General features: G+C 32.0%; 23 protein-coding genes and 1 riboswitch. Of the genes, 2 read left to right on the top strand and 21 right to left on the bottom strand.

Features of this window, described 5'->3' with window-relative positions; genetic code table 11:
• Positions 1 to 8: 8 nt before the first annotated feature.
• The 13 genes from aroB to cmk all read right to left on the bottom strand — a co-directional run bounded on the left by aroB (position 9) and on the right by cmk (position 10,958).
• Positions 9 to 1,082 (bottom strand): 3-dehydroquinate synthase, encoded by a 1,074-nt coding sequence (aroB, locus tag LQ615_RS10745; RefSeq protein WP_239705436.1) that lies wholly within the window; start codon positions 1,080 to 1,082, stop codon positions 9 to 11.
• 8 nt (positions 1,083 to 1,090) lie between these two features.
• Complete coding sequence (gene aroC / locus LQ615_RS10740) at positions 1,091 to 2,257, bottom strand: chorismate synthase (protein ID WP_182093953.1); 1,167 nt, start codon at positions 2,255 to 2,257, stop codon at positions 1,091 to 1,093.
• A 118-nt stretch (positions 2,258 to 2,375) separates the two neighbouring features.
• Positions 2,376 to 2,828, bottom strand: a complete 453-nt coding sequence (ndk, locus tag LQ615_RS10735) for a nucleoside-diphosphate kinase (RefSeq protein ID WP_064204568.1) — start codon at positions 2,826 to 2,828, stop codon at positions 2,376 to 2,378.
• A 74-nt stretch (positions 2,829 to 2,902) separates the two neighbouring features.
• The gene (locus LQ615_RS10730; RefSeq protein WP_064204567.1) at positions 2,903 to 3,865 is read right to left on the bottom strand and encodes a polyprenyl synthetase family protein; all 963 of its coding nucleotides are present in this window, start codon (positions 3,863 to 3,865) and stop codon (positions 2,903 to 2,905) included.
• Between the two features lie 12 nt (positions 3,866 to 3,877).
• Entirely contained in the window at positions 3,878 to 4,585 is a 708-nt protein-coding gene (locus tag LQ615_RS10725; RefSeq protein ID WP_026023674.1) for a demethylmenaquinone methyltransferase, read from the bottom strand.
• Positions 4,586 to 5,077: a hypothetical protein gene (locus LQ615_RS10720; protein ID WP_016999986.1), complete on the bottom strand. Its 492-nt coding sequence runs from the start codon at positions 5,075 to 5,077 to the stop codon at positions 4,586 to 4,588.
• A gap of 131 nt (positions 5,078 to 5,208) precedes the next feature.
• On the bottom strand, positions 5,209 to 5,481 hold the full coding sequence (locus tag LQ615_RS10715; protein WP_016912122.1) for an HU family DNA-binding protein: 273 nt from the start codon (positions 5,479 to 5,481) through the stop codon (positions 5,209 to 5,211).
• Positions 5,482 to 5,607: 126 nt separating this feature from the next.
• Positions 5,608 to 6,333, bottom strand: a complete 726-nt coding sequence (locus LQ615_RS10710; protein WP_016999987.1) for a hypothetical protein — start codon at positions 6,331 to 6,333, stop codon at positions 5,608 to 5,610.
• Positions 6,326 to 6,532 carry a DUF2768 domain-containing protein gene (locus LQ615_RS10705; RefSeq protein ID WP_016999988.1) on the bottom strand — a complete coding sequence of 69 codons (207 nt, stop codon included), beginning with the start codon at positions 6,530 to 6,532 and terminating at the stop codon, positions 6,326 to 6,328. The genes LQ615_RS10710 and LQ615_RS10705 overlap by 8 nt, the downstream gene beginning before the upstream one ends.
• A gap of 17 nt (positions 6,533 to 6,549) precedes the next feature.
• Entirely contained in the window at positions 6,550 to 7,554 is a 1,005-nt protein-coding gene (locus tag LQ615_RS10700) for an NAD(P)H-dependent glycerol-3-phosphate dehydrogenase (RefSeq protein ID WP_016999989.1), read from the bottom strand.
• A 19-nt stretch (positions 7,555 to 7,573) separates the two neighbouring features.
• Positions 7,574 to 8,884 carry a ribosome biogenesis GTPase Der gene (der, locus tag LQ615_RS10695; RefSeq protein ID WP_016999990.1) on the bottom strand — a complete coding sequence of 437 codons (1,311 nt, stop codon included), beginning with the start codon at positions 8,882 to 8,884 and terminating at the stop codon, positions 7,574 to 7,576.
• A 184-nt stretch (positions 8,885 to 9,068) separates the two neighbouring features.
• Complete coding sequence (gene rpsA / locus LQ615_RS10690) at positions 9,069 to 10,226, bottom strand: 30S ribosomal protein S1 (RefSeq protein ID WP_016999991.1); 1,158 nt, start codon at positions 10,224 to 10,226, stop codon at positions 9,069 to 9,071.
• Between the two features lie 78 nt (positions 10,227 to 10,304).
• Positions 10,305 to 10,958: a (d)CMP kinase gene (gene cmk, locus LQ615_RS10685; RefSeq protein ID WP_016999992.1), complete on the bottom strand. Its 654-nt coding sequence runs from the start codon at positions 10,956 to 10,958 to the stop codon at positions 10,305 to 10,307.
• A gap of 74 nt (positions 10,959 to 11,032) precedes the next feature.
• Here cmk and LQ615_RS10680 point away from each other — a divergent pair, with 74 nt between their 5' ends.
• Positions 11,033 to 12,001 carry an asparaginase gene (locus LQ615_RS10680; RefSeq protein ID WP_239703849.1) on the top strand — a complete coding sequence of 323 codons (969 nt, stop codon included), beginning with the start codon at positions 11,033 to 11,035 and terminating at the stop codon, positions 11,999 to 12,001.
• Between the two features lie 48 nt (positions 12,002 to 12,049).
• On the opposite strand, the gene LQ615_RS10675 is transcribed toward LQ615_RS10680, so the two are convergent.
• The 5 genes from LQ615_RS10675 to LQ615_RS10655 form a co-directional block, all read right to left on the bottom strand.
• Complete coding sequence (locus LQ615_RS10675; protein ID WP_016999994.1) at positions 12,050 to 13,036, bottom strand: YpdA family putative bacillithiol disulfide reductase; 987 nt, start codon at positions 13,034 to 13,036, stop codon at positions 12,050 to 12,052.
• A gap of 105 nt (positions 13,037 to 13,141) precedes the next feature.
• A complete protein-coding gene (locus LQ615_RS10670; RefSeq protein WP_016999995.1) occupies positions 13,142 to 13,780 on the bottom strand; it encodes a CBS domain-containing protein in 639 nt (212 codons plus the stop codon).
• A 24-nt stretch (positions 13,781 to 13,804) separates the two neighbouring features.
• Positions 13,805 to 15,331, bottom strand: coding sequence for a LysM peptidoglycan-binding domain-containing protein (locus LQ615_RS10665; protein WP_239703850.1), 1,527 nt, complete (start codon positions 15,329 to 15,331; stop codon positions 13,805 to 13,807).
• Between the two features lie 96 nt (positions 15,332 to 15,427).
• Positions 15,428 to 16,801, bottom strand: coding sequence for a RecQ family ATP-dependent DNA helicase (locus LQ615_RS10660; RefSeq protein ID WP_218705914.1), 1,374 nt, complete (start codon positions 16,799 to 16,801; stop codon positions 15,428 to 15,430).
• Entirely contained in the window at positions 16,788 to 17,738 is a 951-nt protein-coding gene (locus LQ615_RS10655; protein WP_239705438.1) for a helix-turn-helix domain-containing protein, read from the bottom strand. Before LQ615_RS10655 ends, LQ615_RS10660 begins: the two co-directional genes overlap by 14 nt.
• 104 nt (positions 17,739 to 17,842) lie before the next feature.
• Between LQ615_RS10655 and LQ615_RS10650 the strand changes: the two genes are divergently transcribed.
• On the top strand, positions 17,843 to 18,091 hold the full coding sequence (locus tag LQ615_RS10650; protein ID WP_016999149.1) for a ferredoxin: 249 nt from the start codon (positions 17,843 to 17,845) through the stop codon (positions 18,089 to 18,091).
• A gap of 271 nt (positions 18,092 to 18,362) precedes the next feature.
• Here LQ615_RS10650 and LQ615_RS10645 read toward each other — a convergent pair whose 3' ends face one another.
• The 3 genes from LQ615_RS10645 to LQ615_RS10635 form a co-directional block, all read right to left on the bottom strand.
• The gene (locus LQ615_RS10645) at positions 18,363 to 18,911 is read right to left on the bottom strand and encodes an ECF transporter S component (RefSeq protein WP_016999148.1); all 549 of its coding nucleotides are present in this window, start codon (positions 18,909 to 18,911) and stop codon (positions 18,363 to 18,365) included.
• A 78-nt stretch (positions 18,912 to 18,989) separates the two neighbouring features.
• Positions 18,990 to 19,121: riboswitch (FMN riboswitch) on the bottom strand.
• A 76-nt stretch (positions 19,122 to 19,197) separates the two neighbouring features.
• A complete protein-coding gene (locus LQ615_RS10640) occupies positions 19,198 to 20,937 on the bottom strand; it encodes an ATP-binding protein (RefSeq protein WP_016999147.1) in 1,740 nt (579 codons plus the stop codon).
• On the bottom strand, positions 20,937 to 21,644 hold the full coding sequence (locus tag LQ615_RS10635; protein ID WP_016999146.1) for a response regulator transcription factor: 708 nt from the start codon (positions 21,642 to 21,644) through the stop codon (positions 20,937 to 20,939). The genes LQ615_RS10640 and LQ615_RS10635 overlap by 1 nt, the downstream gene beginning before the upstream one ends.
• Positions 21,645 to 21,668 lie beyond the last annotated feature (24 nt).

Here is a 21,668-nt window from a genome sequence, read left to right as displayed (position 1 = left end):
GACTCCTTCTAATCATTTATTAGCTGCTTAAGCTTTATAAATGAATCTAATACTTCTTCTTTAGAAACGGCTTCAATTGTAAACGAACCATCGCCCGTTTGTAAAACCATTTGAATAGATTGTCCAATATTTTTTTTGTCTTTTTTCATATATTCAAATATTTTCTCAATATCAACTTGATTTAAAATATTTAATGGATAGCCAAGTTCTTTTAAATAATTTATAAATTTAAAAATACTATCTTCGTTATCGTAAGCAGTAATCTTTTGATTGATAATTTTTTGGAATAGTATACCTATCATGACAGCTTCACCGTGAGCTATTTTAGTCAAATATTCTAAACCATGTCCAAAAGTATGACCTAAGTTTAAATGTTTTCTAACATTGCCTTCAAACTCATCTTGTATAACAATATCTAATTTAGTTTGAATACCCATTTTTAAAAATGCTTCTATGTCTTCTAAGTGTGTTAACTCTTTAATTGAGGGATAAGTAGCCATTAACTTATTAGCTTCTTCTTCGTTATTTAATATAGCGTGTTTAAATATTTCACCATAACCACTTCTAATCTCGGTGTTTGGAAGCGTGTTTAAAAAGTGCAAATCGAATATAACAGCTTTGGGACGATGAAATGCACCGATTAAATTTTTACCAACAGAAGCATTAATACCTACTTTCCCACCGATAGCAGAATCATGTGCGAGCAATGTTGTTGGCACTTGTATAAAATCAATACCTCTTAGTAGTGTTGCTGCAAGAAAACCTACAAAGTCACCTGTAGCTCCTCCACCAATAGCTATTAATTGAGACTGTCTATTAATATTCATTGAAAGCAACTTTTCACTGATAGATTCAAAATAAGACATTTGTTTACACATTTCTCCACTTATTATCGTTAAATACTTAAGGTTTAGTGAATCTAAATGGTCTTTTAAATAATCTTTATGAAATTTGTACACATCTTGATCAATCAAAACGATATTTTGTTCATTTGGTTTTAAATATGATGAGAGTTCAGATAATGCATTATCTTTTAGTATGATTGGATAATTATCTTTAGTATAAGTTGTTTCAAATATCATGACATCACCTAGAAATTTAAATTCCAATCACGGTGTTGCTGAATAGCATCTTGTAATTGGTCGATATGGTTAGATTGATACTCTTCTGTGATAGCTTTAGCAATTTCGAATGCAATAACATGTTCACAAACAACACTTGCTGCTGGAACGGCACAGCTATCAGAACGTTCGATTGTAGCTTTATAATCTTCTTTAGTTTCAATGTCTACCGAGTTTAATGGTTTGTATAGTGTAGGAATTGGTTTCATAACACCATTTATAACAATAGGCATACCATTAGACATGCCACCTTCTAAACCACCTAAATGATTTGAAAGTCGGTAATATCCCTTTTCTGAATCGTATGCTATTTCATCTTGGATTTCACTACCTGGTTTTTCAGCAGCTTTAAAGCCTTCACCAAAACTTACACCTTTGAAAGCATTTATACTTACAACAGCTTGAGCCAATCTGCCGTCTAGTTTTCTATCGTATTGTACGTAACTACCGATGCCAGCTGGTAAGTTTTCCACTACAACTTCAACTATACCGCCAATAGAATCGCCTTCTTTTTTAGCTGCGTCAATTCTCTCACGCATTTTTTCTGCTACATCATCACTAATACAACGTACATCATTATGATCTATGTTTGCTTTTACTTCATCAAGTGTATATTCATAGTCATCTTTAATGCCGCCAATTTCTATAACGCGTGAATAAATATCAATATCTAATTGTTTTAATAATATTTTAGAAACAGCACCAACAGCAACTCTAGCAGCTGTTTCACGTGCAGATGAACGTTCAAGAACATTTCTTAAATCTCTATGGTTATATTTCATACCACCTACTAAATCTGCATGTCCGGGTCTAGGTTTTGTAATAACACGTTTCATATTTTGAGCTTCTTCTTCAGTTAAAGCATCTGCTCCCATGATTTTTCTCCAATGTTTAAAGTCATCGTTTGTTACGATAAGTGTAATAGGACTACCTAAAGTATAACCATGTCTTACACCAGAAACAATTTCTACTGAATCTTTCTCAATTTGCATACGACGTCCACGGCCATAACCGCCTTGACGCTTAAACATTTCTTCATTTATTTCATTTACATCGATTTTAAGATTAGCTGGGACACCTTCAATAATGATAGTTAATTGTGGGCCATGTGATTCGCCTGATGTTAAGTAACGCATATTATCTCTCCCTACTGTTAATTAAATATAAAATTAATCATATCATATTTAACGCGTTAAATTAACAAAAAGAAAGGATTAGTTTAACAAAAATTCGTTAAACTAATCCATATATTAATTATTCTTCATAAACCCAATTTTCATTGTTTAATTTATAGTCATTAAGTTCAGACTCATTAAACCATAAGTTAATCTCACGTTCTGCAGATTCATTTGAATCTGAGCCATGTATAATATTTCTACCTAAATCTAAACCGTAATCTCCTCTAATTGTACCTGGAGCAGCTTTAGATGGGTTAGTTTCACCTACAAGTGTTCTTGTAACTTCTACAACATTGTTTCCTTCAACAACCATAGCAAAAACAGGTCCTGAAGTAATAAAGCTAACCAATGCGTTAAAGAATGGTTTATCTGTATGTTCTGAATAATGTTCTTTAGCTAATGCTTCATCAGCTTGAAATAACTTTGCAGCAACAAGCTTTAAACCTTTTCTTTCTAATCTAGTAACGATTTCCCCTATAAGATTTCTTTGCACCGCATCTGGTTTAATCATTAAAAAAGTTCTGTCCATATGTAATCCCTACCTTTGTTTTATGTAAATCCAAGATAAGTTTATCACTGTGGGACTCCACTTGCAACCGCTTTCTAGTGGTTTCTGTTACCTATTTTTTTAATAATTTCAGCTAGCATTTTTTGGCCGGATTCATTTTCGAGAGAACTGATTAGTTTTTCCGCTTTTTTCAAGTAGTTATTACTCACTTCTTTAGACTTTTGTAATTCTTCAGATTCAATAACTTCTTGTATAACAGCGTTAAATACTTCATCAGAACTATCTATACTTAGTTGCTGTATTTTATCTTTGAACTGTTTAGAATTTTTCATTCTAAGTAATACTGGTAAAGTTAAATGTCCATTTCTTAAATCTGATCCTACTGGCTTACCAAGCTTCTTTTCAGTGCTTGTGAAATCTAGAATATCATCTATAATTTGATAACTCATACCAATATAATACCCAATTTTACCAAGCTTTTGAGCTGTCTCGTCACTTGTTCGAGCACTATAAGCACCTAGTTCAGTTGATAATGAAATTAAAAGTGCCGTTTTTCGTTTTATTCGCCTTAAATAGTTTGTAATAGATTGATCAGCAACAAATTGGTCTTCAAATTGGAATAACTCGCCACGGCATACTTCTATTATACCTTTAGCTAATTGCTCGTGTAATTTGTCGTGTTCTATTGTACTCACGACGTTTAAGGACTGAGATAATAAATAATTTCCTGTAAGGACAGCGGTCTGGGTATCCCACTTCTTTGCAATGGTATATTTACCTCTCCGTTTATCGCTTTTATCAATTACATCATCATGAACTAAACTAGCCATATGTATTAATTCAAGTGTCGTAGCGACTGCTCTAACATCTTTTGACCCACTATCACCAAATTGACTAGCAATAAGCGTGAAAAGTGGTCTAATACGTTTACCCCCAGAAGATAATAAATATTGGCAAGCTTCATTAACAGTACTTTGCTCACTATTAATATAACTGTTAAGAAGCTTTTCTACTTCTTTTACTTCTTTATTTAAGTTTATCTTTGTTTTGTCATACATGTGATCACCTTTTTATTTAGGTTTATAAGCTAAATGCATAGCCGCTACGCCACCAGTAAATCCTTTATATTTAATTCTTTCATAACCAACATCTGCAAACATTTGAGCAAGTTCTTTTTTACCTGGGAAGTTTTGAGTTGATTCTTGAAGCCAATTGTACTCTTGTAAAGATTTTGCAAATAATTTGCCGAATAATGGCATGATGTTTTTGAAATAAAAACTATATAATTGTTTGAATACTGGTATAGTTGGTTGACTCGTTTCTAAACATACTACCATACCGCCTGGTTTAACAACACGTTTTAATTCGTTTAATACATGCTTGTAGTCTGGTACATTTCGCAAACCAAAACCAATTGTCACATAATCGAATTCATCGTCTTCAAAAGGTAGATTCATTGCATCGCCATGTATTAAATGGATATTAGCCATATTTTCGGTTTTCTTTTTACCTACTTCTAACATGTTTTCGCTGAAATCTAATCCTACTACTTCTCCATATGGGCCAACTGCGTGACTTAATTGAATTGACCAATCAGCAGTTCCACAACAAACATCTAGAGCTTTACTGCCAGGTTTAACGTTCATTTCTTTCATAACGTATTTACGCCATCTTTTATGTTGTTCAAAGCTTATAATATTATTTAAAGTATCATATTTTCCAGATATATTTTGAAAAACGTGATGTACGTGTTCTGATTTAGATTTATTGTCCACTATTTATTCAGTCCTTTGGTTTCTTTTATAATAGTATGCGTATATCTCTTCTTTTATAGATTCTCTATCTAATTCAATATCAAAGTAGTCTAATAAAGTTAAAATAAATATAGATTCAATTTCTTTTAGAGAATCAATATTATTTTGAGACTTGCTATCTATAAGAGTTTGTTTTAGTTCGTTTTGTTTACTAATTGCTTTAGTCATAATATCTAAAAATTGCAAATCTCTATGTAATGTAGCACATTTGTAAAAGTACGCACTTACAAGATCTCCGATTAGAATATCTTGATTGGATACACCAGGCTCTCCAATTCTATTTAAAAAGCGCATTGAGGCATCTATAGATATTGTAGCAAGCTTAGCATTTATATCAATATTAATATCATTTAATATGTTTGCTATTATTGGATTGACTACTGGTATACGACTATTATTAACGCCTTTTAACAATTCAGCAACTTCTTTATTATAAATTTTTTCTATATTATCCATCTTATCACCTCAACATTATCACCTATATATCTTAACACTAACTTTATTGAAATGAAAATGCATATATTTAAAGAAATAAAAGAAATAAGACAAATAAAAAAAGCCCTTAAAAAGGGCTTAGATACAATTCATTATTTAACTGCATCTTTTAATGCTTTACCTGCTTTAAAAGCTGGAACTTTGCTTGCAGGGATATCAATTTCTTTACCAGTCTGAGGGTTACGTCCTTTACGAGCAGCTCTTTCGCGTACTTCAAAGTTACCGAAACCAATTAATTGTACTTTCTCACCATCTGATAAAGATTTTTGAATTGATTCGAACACTGCATCTACAGCAAGACCAGCTTCTTTTTTAGTTAAATTAGCTTTCTCACTTACTGAATTGATTAATTCTGTTTTGTTCATTTCAAATTCACCTCCCAAAAGGTTATCTAATGATATGTATAATACCATTATGATAAGACTTTAACACAACAACCTGTGTCACTGCAACGATTTACAAGCTATAAATGCACTATTTTTCGAATTTTATTAATAATTTTTCACTTTTGATTTAAAAACGGGTTCTTTATCACTATTTATTGTAAATTCGGGCGAATAAGCTGGTAGTACTGGCGAATCTTCATACAATAATTTTCTGATGTCCGTTCCTGGTTTTGGAAGGTCTTTTCGTTTTTTAATTTCTTTAGATAAATCGAGCCTATAATCAATAATAAAATCATTTCCGCCATTCATATATACTGGTAATCTTTCATTGCTATATGGGCTTGGTACAGTTGGTTTCTTTTTAAAACCATACTTCTTATAATCAATTTCATAAACATTTGGTGCTACTTTATCACCTAACTGAAGTGGTTCACCGCTAGCATCTATGCGTATTCTAATATCTTTTAATACTTCGGAAGTTCTTAAATCGATTAAATAAACAGTAGGATCTTTATCTACATCCATAATGACGTATTGATAAATACCACCATTCTCAAAAGAATTACCTGGTAATTGAGATATAAATTTAGGTTTTAATTTATTGAAGTCAACTGGATGTTGTAGGTAAATCGAGTAGCTATCATCTCTTTCTTTGATAGGTAATAAACCATCATTGGCTTTTTGATATTCATCTACAGCCGTTTGGACGATGCTTAATTGATCTTTAGCAGGAACTTGATTTTCTGCCTTTTCTTTATCAGGAAAAGCACATGCTGATAACAACAACACACAAGTAAATAATAATATGTAAATACGCTTTTGTTTATCCATGGCTTGACCCACCTAAAACGACAATCATTAAGACGCCTGCCAATATAAGTGATATTACCGCTAGAAACATCGTAATACCACTTATGATTCTATTACTAAATTTAAACCTTGATAAATATACAAGTACTATTGCTAATATCATAAATCCAATTGAATAAAAAGATACCCACATTAAATCCATTCTTGAAATATCAAACATTTCACTACCCCACTTGCTTAAATATTCTCAGACTTCTTATCTCGTTCCATCAAATCTCTAACCCCATCTGGTACAGGATAATCTTCGAATAATACTTTATATAGACTTGATGTAATTGGCATTTCAACGTCATACTTTTGAGCAAGATGATAAGCAGCTTTAGTTGTACGAACACCTTCTACTACCATGTTCATTTCTTCTAAAGCTTCATCTAAAGTTGCTCCTTGACCCAGCATATTTCCACATTTCCAGTTTCTAGAATGTACAGAAGTACATGTAACGATTAAATCACCGATACCGCCTAATCCTAAGAAGGTCATAGGATCTGCGCCCATTTTAACGCCTAATCGCGTGATTTCTGCTAATCCTCTTGTTATAAGTGCAGCTTTTGCATTATCGCCGTAGCCTATTCCATCAGTTATACCTGAAGCCAGTGCGATTATATTTTTTAAAGCCCCACCAATTTCAATTCCAACTAAATCGTTGTTTGTATAAACTCGGAAATAATCAGTCATAAATAGATCTTGAGCTAGTCTCGCTACTTCTTGATTTTCAGAAGATACAGATACTGTAGTAGGATGTTTAATTGCAACTTCTTCTGCGTGACTTGGTCCAGATAGTACAGCGATACCGCCGTTAATTTTGCTGTCTATTGATTCATATATCATCTCAGATATTCTCTTGAATGTATCAGGTTCAATTCCTTTAGATACATGAATAAAGATTTTCTTTCCATATGCAATATCGTTAATATTTGTAGAAACTTCTCGTATCGCTTTTGTAGGTACAGCGATTATATAAATTGATGAATGATGTACAGCATCCTTTAAGTCCATCGTAGATTTAATGGATTCATTAATTGATATATCTTTTAAATATTTATGATTGCTGTGTTCTTTATTTATTTCGTTTACAGTTTTTTCAGTTTTGCCCCACATTAGTACGTTGTGATTATTATCTGCTAAAACGTTAGCTAAAGCAGTTCCCCAACTTCCAGTACCAAATACAGTAATATTTGACATAGTTATCCATCCTTTTTCTTTAGTTTCTTTTTCTTGAAATTAAGTGGATAGGTGTTCCCTCATATCCAAAAGCATCTCTAATTCGATTCTCTAAAAATCGTTTATAAGAGAAATGCATTAATTCAACATCGTTAACAAAAATAACGAATGTTGGAGGTTGTATAGCAACTTGTGTCGCATAGAATATATTCAATCTTCTACCATTATCAGTTGGTGTAGGATTCATTGCAACAGCGTCTGTAATAACCTCATTAAGTGTCGAACTTTGTACACGTTTACGATGATTTTCATCAGCCATTTGTATGAATGGGAATAATGTTCTTAGTCTAGATTTCTCTAAAGCTGATACGAAAGCTATTGGTGCATAATCTAAGAATTGGAAGTTATCTCTAACTTTCTTTTCGAATTTCTTCATAGTATTTGAATCTTTTTCTACTGTATCCCATTTATTAACTACTATTACAATTGCTTTACCAGCTTCATGTGCATAACCAGCTACTTTTTTATCTTGTTCGATTATGCCTTCTTCAGCATCAATTACAACGAGTACTACATTAGATCTTTCTATTGCTTTTAATGCTCTTAATACTGAATATTTTTCAGTGCTTTCATATACTTTACCTTTTTTCCTCATTCCTGCTGTATCAATTAATACATATTCTTGATCTTCATAATTGTATACAGTATCGATAGCATCTCTAGTTGTACCAGCGATTGGCGAAACGATAACACGTTCTTCACCAAGAATCGCATTGATTAAACTTGATTTGCCAACATTAGGACGACCAATTAAAGACAATTTAATTGTTTCATCATCATATTCAGGGTCTTGTTCAGTTGGGAAGTGTTTAGCCGCTTCATCCAACAAATCACCTAAACCTAATCCATGGGAGCCTGATATCGGGAAAGGTTCACCAAATCCTAATGAATAGAAGTCATATATTTCACTTCTCATCTCAGGGTTATCAATCTTGTTCACTGCTAATACAACTGGTTTATTAGACTTATACAAAATTTTAGCAACCATTTCATCAGCTTGAGTGACACCTTCTCTACCATTTACCATAAAGATGATGACATCCGCTTCATCAATTGCTACTTCTGCCTGTGCAGTTATTTGTTTTTGGAAAGGTTCATCACCTAAATCTATTCCACCAGTATCTATTAAGTTAAAGTCATGTGTTAACCATTCACCACTAGAATAAATTCTATCTCTTGTGATACCTGGCGTATCTTCAACTATTGATACTCTTTCACCAATAATTCTATTAAAAATTGTAGATTTCCCTACGTTAGGTTTCCCTACAATCGCTATAATGGGTTTTGTCATAAACCGTCTTCCTCTCATTCATAATCCTTTTTATTTTAACATATCATCGCTATTTAGCCTATGAAATATAAAAAGAGCTTTAATTTAATAATTTATCATATCATGTAATGTTGTAAAAAATAAAAACGACTGCTAATAAAGGTCTACTTCCTCTAATAGCAGTCTCATGTCATATCCTATAATTTTATAGTTTGAAATTCTTTAACTTGTCTCCGAAAACATCACCTAAAGTAGGGTTATCTTCATCTGAATCTGATTGATTTAAATATGATTCATCATAGTCAGTTTCTTGTTCGATTGTATCTTTAATAGATAATGAAATTCTTTCTTCGTCTTTATCTATACCTAAGATTTTCACTTGAACGTTTTGACCTTTTTCTAATACTTCCTCAGGATTGCCAATGTGTTCGTGGCTAATTTGAGATATGTGAACTAAACCTTGTAATCCAGCAGCAATTTCAACAAAAGCACCAAATTGAGCTAAACGCACAACTTTACCTGGTACAATATCGCCTACATTAAATTCTGATTCGATTTGTTCGAATGGACTTGGTAAAGTATCTTTAATTGAAAGCGAGATTCTTTCCGCTTCACGATCAACAGCTCTTACTTTAACTTTTACATTATCTCCAACTTGAACGACTTCATCAGGCGTTTTAACATGATTATGTGATAATTCAGAAACGTGCACTAATCCATCTACTCCACCTAAGTCAATAAACGCACCGAAGTTAGCAATTCTAGCAACTCTTCCTTCTAGAATGTCTCCTTGAGAAAGATTGTCTAATAACGCTTCTTTCTTAACGTCTAATGATTCTTGTTCCACTTTCTTGTGGCTTAGAATCACTCTGTTATTAGTTTGATCAAGTTCTTCTACTTTTAATGTTAAGACTTTTCCTAAATAGTCAGAGAAGTCTTCGATATAATGAACAGAAATTAAAGAAGCAGGTATGAAACCTCTTATACCAGCATCTACTACTAGTCCACCTTTAACTACTTCTGTTACTTCAGCCTCAATTGTTTCATCATTTTCTTGGATTTTTTGAAGTTTGTCATATGATAAATTTTCATCTAGTTTACGCTTAGATAATATATAATGACCGCTTTCTTCGTTTTGTTCAATTTTAGTTACGAAAGCTTCGATTTCATCACCAATATTGACGACTTCATTAGCTGTTTCGATGTGTTGAGTTGACAGTTGGCTTATTGGAATGATGCCATCAAATTTACCACCATCAATGTGTACAACTACATGTTTGTCTTCAATTTGTTGCACCGTACCTTTTACTTTGTCACCTTCTTGCACTTCATTTATCATGGATTCGTTGAATTCTTCCGTCATCAAAATTGCCTCCTTAAAATAAATATCTTAATATTAACTTCTTATAAAGAAGCTAAATTGTCAAGAAATTCGTACTATTTACACCATTTTGACTTTTGCCAAATTTACAATTTCATTTGTCACTTCGTCAATGGATAAACCTGTTGTATCAATACTTATTGCATCTTCTGCTTTCACAAGCGGTGAGATTTCACGATTCATATCAAATTGATCTCTTCTCTCAATGTCAATTTTTAAACTTTCTAAATCTGATTCAATGCCTCTTAGTTCATTATCTTTTAATCTTCTTAAGGCACGTTCTTCTACAGATGCTATCATGTATACTTTTAACTCTGCATCCGGTAATACTGTTGTTCCTACATCTCTACCGTCCATCACAACATTTTTTTCTTGAGCTAACTTTTGTTGTTCCTCTACTAAAAATGTTCTAACAGGTTCTTGTGAAGCTACATGAGAAACTTTTTCTGTAACATCATTCTCTCTAATTCTTTCTGATACATCAACATCGTTTAAAATGACACGCTGACCATTTTGTAAAACAATTCTTAAATCGATGTTTTGAACAAGCTGGCTAAAATCTTCTGTCTCTTGTTCGATATAATAAAGCGTAATTGCTCTATACATAGCACCAGTATCTATATAAATCATATTGAAATGCTGTGCTACTAATTTAGCAATGGTGCTTTTTCCAGCAGCTGCTGGTCCATCTATAGCTATATTTATTTTACTCATTTCCTTAACCTCTCTTGTTCTTTAATCTTATATATTTTATCATAAATTATAAACTTATGAACAGGAGGAAAGATATGAAGCGAATTTTAGTAATTCATACTGGTGGAACAATTAGCATGTCAGAAGATAAAGATACAGGTAAAGTCGAAACAAACGAAGAGCATCCAATGCATAGGCATCAAGCTTTTATACAATCACTTGGAGACATAGAAGAGATTAATCCTTTCCAAGTTCCTTCTCCACATATGAACAATGATTATATCATTATTTTAAAAAATATTATTACTGATGCTATAGAAAAAGATGCATATGATGCTTTTGTTATTACGCACGGTACAGATACTTTGGAAGAAACAGCATATTTGCTAGATTTAACAATAGATACATCATTACCAATTATTTTAACTGGTGCGATGAGATCTTCAAATGAAATTGGTTCTGACGGATTATATAATTATGTTTCAGCATTAAAAGTAGCTTCAGAAGACGAAGCGCGTAATAAAGGTGTCATGGTCGTCTTTAATGACGAAATTCATACAGCTAAAAATGTTACAAAAACGCATACGTCAAATACGAGTACTTTCCAAAGTCCTAACTATGGACCAATCGGTAGTGTAACTAAGACACATGTTATATTTCATCATCAACCTTTTCCTTATAAGAAATTCCCTGAAATTAAACCAAATACCAAAATCGGCTTAATCAAAGCACATATGGACATATCTAGTGATATATTTAATTTCTTTGTAGAACATCAATACAATGGTTTAGTTGTTGAAGCGCTCGGACAAGGTAATTTACCCCCAACTGCTCTAGATGGCTTACATAAGTTAATGGATGCGCATATACCAGTAGTAGTCGTATCTCGTTCCTTTAATGGAATAGTAGATGGTATATATGCATATGAAGGCGGAGGTTCTCAACTTCAAAATATGGGCTTAATTTTCTCAAACGGCTTAAATGGTCAAAAAGCACGATTAAAATTGTTAGTCGGTTTAAGTAATCATTTAAATAAAGAACAATTGAAAACATATTTCGCGTAAAATAAAAATCCTTTTTATGAGTGTATTACTCACAAAAAGGATTTTGTTTTATGATTCCAGTGGTGTTTGCTTTTTTCTAGCTATTTCTTGTGCGATTGTACCACCATGATATTTACCATTTTCAATAAAGATTGTGTTGGCATCATTACCAGCTGCTATTACACCAGCTATAAATAGATTTTCAACATTTGATTCCATGGTATCTTTATTGTATGAAGGCGCTGTGCCATATTCATTAGTTATTGTATCAATACCACATGATTCTAAGAACTTATAATCTGGGTGGTAACCAATCATTGCAAATACAAAATCGTTCTTAATTGTATATGATTTACCATCTTGATTATACGTTAAAGTCTCTTCGTCAATGTGCTCAACTTCACTGTTAAAATGCATTGTAATCTTTTCGTGATTTACCAATGATTCAAAGTTAGGTAAAATCCAAGGTTTTATACTTTTAGAGTATTCAGATCCACGATAAATTACTGTTACATTTGCACCCGCTTTTTCTAACTCGATAGCAGCATCTACTGCAGAGTTTTTGCCGCCTACGATTACAACGTCTTGATTAAAGTACGGATGTGCTTCTTTAAAGTAATGCATAACTTTATCTAACTCTTGGCCTTCTACATCTAATTCATTATGCTGACCATAATATCCTGTTGCTACAGTTAAAAATCTAACTTTATAAGTTTGTTTAGTTGTTGATACTAAAAATCGATTATCAACTTTTTTTACAGTTAATACTTCTTCGAATGTTCTTACATCTAATTGATGATGTTTAACCACTTCTCTGTAATAAACAAGTGCTTGGTTTCTTTTAGGTTTTAAGTCTTCAACGATAAAAGGTACATCACCGATACCAAGTTTTTCACTTGATGAAAAGAATGTCTGATGCGTAGGGTAATGATATATAGCATCTACAACGTTCCCTTTTTCAATTACTACAGCGTTTATACCTTGACGTTTTTGTTCAATGGCTGCACTTAAGCCACATGGTCCACCACCAATTATTAGGCTTTCAAATTCTTGCATTTATTTCACTCCTTATAATATACCTTGATAATTATATCAATAAAGAGCTATAAATAAAATAAAATGAGCCCAAGACATAAATAATTGTCCTGGGCTCTATTTTTCTTAGTCTTCAGTTACGTCTAGAACTTTGAATCCGTTTCTAGATAAATACTTAATGAATTTTTTAATGTTATCTGTCTTTTCAACTTTAATAATCATACGACGATACATTTTGTCTGTTTCATCAAATGTTACAAATGAAATAGTGTTTAATTTATATTTTGCAATAATATTAGATAGTCGCTTAATTCTACCTTCAGCATCCACTGAAGTAATCGCAATTCTTACCCCTTTTTGCTTCATACCGAATGCTGACTTAAATTGTTCCATTACATCATATCTTGTCACAATTCCAAGGAAGTCTTTATCATCGTTAACTACAGCAATAATCGGAAAATCTTGCAAGTTCAACAATGCTTCTTCAACGACTAAGTTTTCATTAAGTGAATGCAAGTCAATCGTCAGTATATCTTCAATTATTGTATCATCAATGAAATTATCTCTTGATACATTTTCCTTTTTAAAAAAGTAATGTCTAAAAATACTGTAACGTGTAATCATCCCGATATACTTGCCATGTTCAACAACTGGTAAACCGTCGATACCATGATGTTCTAACTTATCTAATGCTGAATGAATCGTATCTTTTGGATGTGCGATGTAACATTTTTCTTTAGGTATCATAATATTTGATAAATACATAATTCCATCCCCTTTAATTGATGTCTATGGTATTACTAAATCTTGACCTTGAGAAATACTGTTTCCAGAAATACCATTTGCTTGTCTAATTTTTTCAACGTTTTCAGCTGAACCGTCACCATAATATTGTATAGCAATTCGGTACAAGTTCTCTTTACCAGTTACAGTATGAGATTCTTGGCCTTGACTTTGATTAGACTGATTGTTTTGGTTATTTTGGGCGTTTTGACCATTTTGCCCATTCTGATTGTTCGCTGCATCATCAGCTGCATTTTGAACATCATCATTGCTTGAATCTGAATTTTGACCGTATTGATTTACGTTTTGATCGCTATTTTGCTCTGGTTGTGAAGCTTGGTTGTTATTAGAAGCATCATCACTAGCATTTTCATTACTGTCACTATTATCATTATTCGAATTGCTATCATCATTTGAACTATTAGATGATTTATCACTATCATCGCTTGATTGTTTATCTTCATCTGATGATTTATTAGATTTATCGTCTTCTTCTTTATTTTTTCTATCTTTTTCAGCTTGCTCGTCAGCTTTTTTCTTAGCATCGCTATTTGTCTGAGATGTCTTTTCTGCTAATTCTTTACCATTATCATTATTTGTTCCGTTTAAATATGTGCCTAAGAATATTGCTAAAGCACCAAGTATCAATATTGCTGCAACGATTGGTATAATGGCTTTTTTAAACTTGTTTGAACCATCACCATTGCCATTACCACCGTTTCCGCTTCCGCCACTTGGAGGTGTTCCTCCACCACCAGATGCTCCAGCTCCGGCAGCTCCGGCTGCGCCTGTCGCTCCTGCGGCACCAGCTGCTGCACCTTTCTTCTTATTAGAATGATCTTTATTATCTTTCTTAGAATCTGTTTCAGCAGCACTATTATTTTTAGAATTAGCTGCTAAACCTGCCGCGCCTGCTGCTCCGGCACCTACAGCAGCCGCTCCAGCTGCTTTTTTCTTATTAGAACCTTTATCTTCTTTATTTGTATCTTTAGATGTTTCGTCTTTATCCTTTGGAGAAGCATTTCCAGATTGAGAAGATGTAGCTGCGCCAGCCGCTGCTGTTCCTGCAACTTTACCTTTTTTGTTTTGTTTGCCTTTTTGATTTTTATCGTCTGTATCTTTTTCAGGTTTATCTGTTAAAGATTTTTTAGAATTTTTGTTTGCATTTACAGCGCCCGTTGCTCCTGCAACTCCAGCAGCGCCTGCTGCTGCACTTTTATGATTCTTATCTTGCTTTTGTTCAACTTGATCAGTGCTTTTATCTGTTTCTTTAGGTTGTGAAGCTTGTTTTTGCGCTTCTTCTTTTCTTCGTTGTCTTCTTAACGCGCCTCTTGGAGGATACTGTTGTTTGTCTTTCTTTTGCTGTCTATTTTGTTTTCTGCTTTCTTTCCGACTAGATTGATTATCTTGATTATTTTGATTCTCTTTAACATCTTCTTGAGAATCATTTAGTTCTTGATCTGCTTTGTCTTCAGTTCGCTCTATCGGTTGACGACTTTTCTCGAATTCGTCTTTGAAATTATCTTTAGACAATAAACTCACCTCTTCATTATCTTTTTAAATTTATATACTTAATATTTAGTATACTTTATTATATCCCTGTTCAACTTACCAAGTAAAGCAATCCTATTAAAATATTGCATTTAATCTTTCTTTGAATGTGGTCTTCTGTTTTACTTCTTTTTTGTTTGGTTCATTTAGCAATTCAACATTCTTACAATTGTCACAACAAAGATTATCTTGTTTCACATATTCATCAAAATACTTTAATAAATATATTCTTCGGCATGATTCTAGCCTTATATAATTTAATATGTAACGATAAGCATTAAATTTTTGTTCTTGTTCTTTTAATATTTTTTGCTTTAATTGTTCCATAGGATATAACTCTAAAAGGAACTGAATATTTCTAGAAAGTTCCTCATTTATTTGATACCCTTCTTCAAACAAATTAAGCACATCAATATCTAAACTATTTTCATTTGCTAAATGGTTCAATATCATTAAATCTCTATCTGTATATAAACTGATTGCTTGAGATGGTCTACCATCTCGTCCAGCTCTCCCCACTTCTTGTACATATTTTGAAGGAGAAGTTGATAAATGATAATGGATTACCGTTCTTACATCTTGCTTGTTAATCCCCATTCCAAAAGCGCTGGTAGCGACAATAATTTTAATATCATTATGAATAAATTGTGATTGTACAGTGGTTCTTTCTTGATAATCCAAATCCCCATGATATATCCCTGTTAGATAACCTGCTTTATAAATTTTTTCAGCAAGCTCATGACATTTTTTCTTTGAAGAAACATAAATAATTGTAGGACCGGTTTTTTTAATTTCTTTTAACAACCAATTCTCTTTATCGTCTTCGCTCGAAAAATTAAAATGATGATACATTATATTTTCACGATTTAAACTTTCTTTGTGTAACTTGAACTTTCTATTTGTGATTTTTTCAATGTCGTTAAACATCTTATCTGTTAATGTAGCCGTTAATGCAATTACTTGAGCATCATTGAAATAATTTGTAACTTTTGAGATTAATGCATAGTGAGGTCTAAAATCGAATCCCCATTCACTTAAGCAATGCGCTTCGTCTATTACAATATATTTCAAAGATAAATTTCTAAAATGATTAAAATTATGATTTTCACATATAAATTCAGGACTACAGAAAATAAATTGATATTTGTTTAAATTGCGAAATACTTCGTCTTTTTCTTCTTTAGAAAGTGCTGAATGAATGGCGATAACCTTTTTTTCGCCATTTATTTTCATTTGAGCAACTTGATCATCCATCAAAGAAATAAGGGGTGAAATGACAAGAACACTACCTCCAGTAATATAAGCAGGCAATTGATAGCATAAACTTTTCCCTGCTCCTGTAGAAAGTATGCTTAATACATCATGTCCATCTAAAATATATTGTATCGTTTCTTCTTGACCATTTCTAAAATCATCATAACCAAAATATTTTTTCAGTTCATCTTTTAACATAGATTTCCTCCATTGCATAAATAACGTACATTAATTTAATTTCAAAGTAACTTAAATTTTCAAGTTTCTCATAATAATATTTTAAATTTTGGTTAGGCTTTTCTTCAAATACTTCTATAAAATTGACGTAAGTTTCGTCATCTATGTATAGAGATTTATCGATTAAATAACCTTTAATATACATTTCAATAATGTGATCATGTATTGTATGAGTCTTCACGTTTTTTAATTCTGCTAATCTTTCAATATTCGTTGTCTGATTTAATAATTGAAAAGTTGTTAAAGTTTGATAATTTAAACTAGCTTCAAATTTAATTTTCGATAAAATCGGATATTTCTCGCTATTTTCTAAACACTTTTGAATATATTGAAATTCTTGTATTAATTGTGACTTTAACTCTAGTACAGGAATATGTTCAAGAAGTGATATTTGTTCTATTGTGTAGGGCGTTTCACCAAATCCTGTCAATAAATAATGTACGTATACGGTATTAAATTCATTTTCTATTTCTTCTAATAATTCGTAAATTTCATTTATAAATAAATCGAATTTATCTTTTTTAATAAATGTGTATAATTCTTTTGCCTTGAATTGAATAGATTTATCATTGATAATTGGTTGATAGAAGGAATGGTCATGCTTTTTATGACTAACCATTTGTATAACCAATAAAATCGTTTGAATTGTTTGATAAGCTTGTTCATAAAAAGTGTTGGCTTTAATTGGCTTATATTGTGAGTATGATTCATTTTCTATAATCGATTCAAAGTGATGATATTTTAAATTTGGTAAACAACCATAATAGAGTTTAAGATGTTCGATTGTAGCATCAAAATATGTTTGATGAGACTTTTTACCGATAAGAATATTATAAATACTTTTATTAGTTTTGAGTTCGTGTTTCATAGAGAGTGTTTTCATTATTATCTCTTGCAATTAAGTCACCTCATTTAATATAAAAATGTTGAAAAATATACATGTAATCACTAAAATAGTTATGTATAATAAGTGTAGCATGTTTTTTAAAGGAGGCGAAAATTTTGGCTAAATACACTATAGTAGATATGGATACATGTATTGCTTGCGGTGCATGTGGTGCAGCTGCCCCTGATATATACGATTATGATGATGAGGGTATCGCCTACGTAATATTAGACGACAATAAAGGAATCGAAGCTGTCCCAGAAGAATTACTCGAAGATATGGAAGACGCTTTCGAAGGTTGTCCTACAGATTCAATTAAAATAGCAGACGAACCGTTTGATGGAGATGCGCTTAAATTCGAATAATATATATAAGAGTATAAGACTTAAATGTCTTTCTCAAAAATAAATGAACTTAGGATAATAAATCCTTACTCAAAATAAAGTTCCTAACCTGTTTTCGTTGACGGGTTAGGAACTTTTATTTATGTTTTTGAATTAGGGTTAATCCAATAAGAAGCGTCTAAGCTTCCCTCAAATTTCTTACACATTAGAACCGTATGCTATGGGACAGAAATCTCCTACTAGTAAAAAAGCTGAGACATTAATTTCTGTCTCAGCTTTTCTTATTTGTTTTCTATCTTGTTATTGTTTTCAATTTATCAAATATCAATATATAGATGATTGCTATGATGACACCTTTGATGATATTAAAAGGTATAATACCTGCTGATACGATTGCTTTTAAATTGTGTGCTAAATCTGCAAGGTTCATTATTTGGCCATATAGTGGCAATAATACGAAGTAGTTCAATACGCTCATTAATATCGTCATCAATATAACACCTATTGCCAAACCGTACATCATGAATAATTTAGACTTTTTCATCTTATAAAAATAGTAAGTTGGAAGTATTAAACATACAGAAGCTAAAAAGTTTGCTGTATTTCCAATTGGTTCATGAGATACAATTAAAAAGTTAAAAATATTTTTGAATAGTGCAACTAAAATTCCTGAAACCGGACCGAATGTGAATGTCGCCACTAAAACGGGAACATCACTAAAATCCATAGTTAAATATGGTGGTAAAAATGGTAAAGGAAATTTTAAAAACATCAAAATAAAGCTAATTGCGATTAGCATACTTACCGTTAGTAAGCGCTTAGTTTTGTTATCGTTAGACATAATAACTCCTCCCATTCATCTCGTTAGAATAGGAGGAAAAGCAATAGCTAAATAAACCTAGCGCGTGCTAGATTATTCCTCCATCTTCTCCCATCCAGACTTTTACTGTCGGCCTTAGATTTACACTAAGTCAGCCAATATGAAATTAATCACATTGGGTCGCGGGCTATTACCGCCGGTATGGAATTACACCAAACCCCGAAGATGAATTTTTATTTAATTTTATTTTACGATTATATCTTAGCACATTGCTAAGGGATTTTCATCAAATTAACTCATAAATATTTTATTTTGGTAAAGTGATTGTAAATTCTGTCCCTATTTGTTCTTTACTTTGCACATCTATACTACCTTCATGGGCATCTATTATTTTTTCAACAATAAATAATCCAAGGCCAGTTCCGTACTTACCTCTCGTACGAGAAGTATCCACTTTATAAAAACGATCAAATATTTGTTCTAAATGCTCTTTTGCAATGCCGACACCTGTATCTTTAACCTTGATTTGTACATAGTCTTCTAGACTATCATCAAATATAACGTCGATGCTATCTTCTTCGTGTGTGTACCTAATAGCATTATCTATTAAGTTTGTTAAGACTTGTTCTATTCTATCAACATCGCCATACCAAGTGTTGCCATCACCTACATGCTTAACTGAAAGTTTTAAATTATTTTCAATAGCTTGAGGCTTGAATTTTGTATCTATTTTATTAATTAATGTCGTGATGTTAAAGTCAGCCAATGAAACTTTAATACCTTCTGCGTCCATTTTAGCTACTTCTAATAATTCATTGACTAGACGGCTTAATCTTTTCGATTCATCTAAAATAATATACAAGAAATCATCTACATCTTTTTTCTCTGTTACAACACCATCTACTATTGCTTCAGTATAGCCTTGTAACATAGATATAGGCGTTCTTAATTCGTGTGAGACACTTGCTATAAAGTCTTTCTTCATTTGATCCATATGATGTTCTTCTGTCATATCTCTAATGATAATGACGATACCTGATGACCCATCAATTTGAATACTTTCAATATAAGTAGATATTACGACATAATATTTATGTCCTAATTCATATTCGAAAAATTGAGTGTTCTTCTCTTTAAAAGTAACATTTCTTTGTTCACTCATATCTTTGTTTTCAAAGTCTTTTAACTCATTTAAGAATACGTCCGCTTTTGAGTTTGAAATAATAACTTCATTTTTATCATTGATACCAATGACACCATCAATCATTGAATTGATTAATTTTTCTTGAATATTGTTTTTAGACTTTACATCTTCTATATTTTTTCTAATATCTTTACTCATCTTATTAAATGCTAAACCTAGTTCACCTATTTCATCTCTCGTATAAATAGGTACTTTTTCTGTGTAATGACCTTTCGCTACTTTAAAAGCAGCATATTTAAGTTGAATAAGTGGTTTAGTAATTCGAGTTGAAAGAAAGAATGCAAATACTGTGCTGACAATCAATAATATGATAGCAGCTATCAATATACTTAACGTAATCACTTTTTGCGTTTCTTTTATTGAATTGATGTCTTGGAATAAAAATATACCCGCGTTATCACTTTGAAATGCTTGAGAAGGATAACCTAGTAAGATATAACGATGATCTTCACCGTTAACAGTTAACTTAATCTCTTTTAAAACATGTTCATTGCTACGAAATACTTTGTTGAATGAAGGGTTTTTTCTTATTTCATTAATCATTACCCCTTTTAAAGGATCTTCAGATTTTTCTTGTAAATCTTTTTTGTTTTTAATGATAATGAGTCCTGCTGGGTCTTCTACAAGCTCTCTTGCATAATCAATCGTGGAATCTTTTTCATGTGTATTTAGCATTAGTCGTTCAATTTTAGCTGCATTATTATATAAGTTTTCACCAATATTAGAGGTGTTGTAAGATTGGATAAATGTGATTAAAAAACCACTTAATAAAAGTAAAACTGTCGTTACTATTAATATAATAGATAACCACAGTTTTACAACGACACTATTCAGCCGTCTCATTATTCAGGCGCCTCAAATTTATATCCAACACCCCATACAGTATGAATCATTTGAGCAGCTTCTTCAGATACACGATTTAGCTTTTCGCGTAATCTTTTTACGTGTGTATCTACAGTACGTAGGTCTCCGTAAAATTCATAATGCCATACTTCTTTAAGGAGTTGCTCACGATCGAATACTTTATCAGGTGATTTCGCTAAATATAATAATAATTCATATTCTTTAGGTGTTAAGTTCACTTCTTTTTGATCTGCTAATACACGATGAGCATCATTATCTATAACTAGATTTTCGAATACGATAAGGTCTTTAGCAGTATTTGATTGATTGACTACGGCATGATTAGTTGTTCTTCTTAATAAAGCTTTAACTCGTAAAACTACTTCTCTTGGCGAGAATGGTTTTACAATATAATCATCTGCTCCAGATTCAAAACCTTCGACTCTATTATTTTCTTCACCTTTAGCAGTTAGCATAATAATAGGTGTAGATTTAGTTTCTCTTAGTCGTTTACATACTTCAATACCATCTAATTCTGGCAACATTAAATCTAGTAAAATACAATCATAATCTTCGTTTAAAGCTTTATCGATTGCGACTTGACCATTTTCTGCTTCATCTGTTTCGTACCCTTCTCTTTCAAGGTACATTGTTACTAATTTACGAATTCTATCTTCGTCGTCTACAACTAAAATACGGTCTGTCATTCTTACAAAACTCCTTTCTAGTCT

This window comes from Mammaliicoccus sp. C-M13 (assembly GCF_022386845.1).
In the GTDB taxonomy this organism is placed as follows: domain Bacteria; phylum Bacillota; class Bacilli; order Staphylococcales; family Staphylococcaceae; genus Mammaliicoccus; species Mammaliicoccus lentus.
This window is presented reverse-complemented; position numbering and strand designations above follow the sequence as displayed.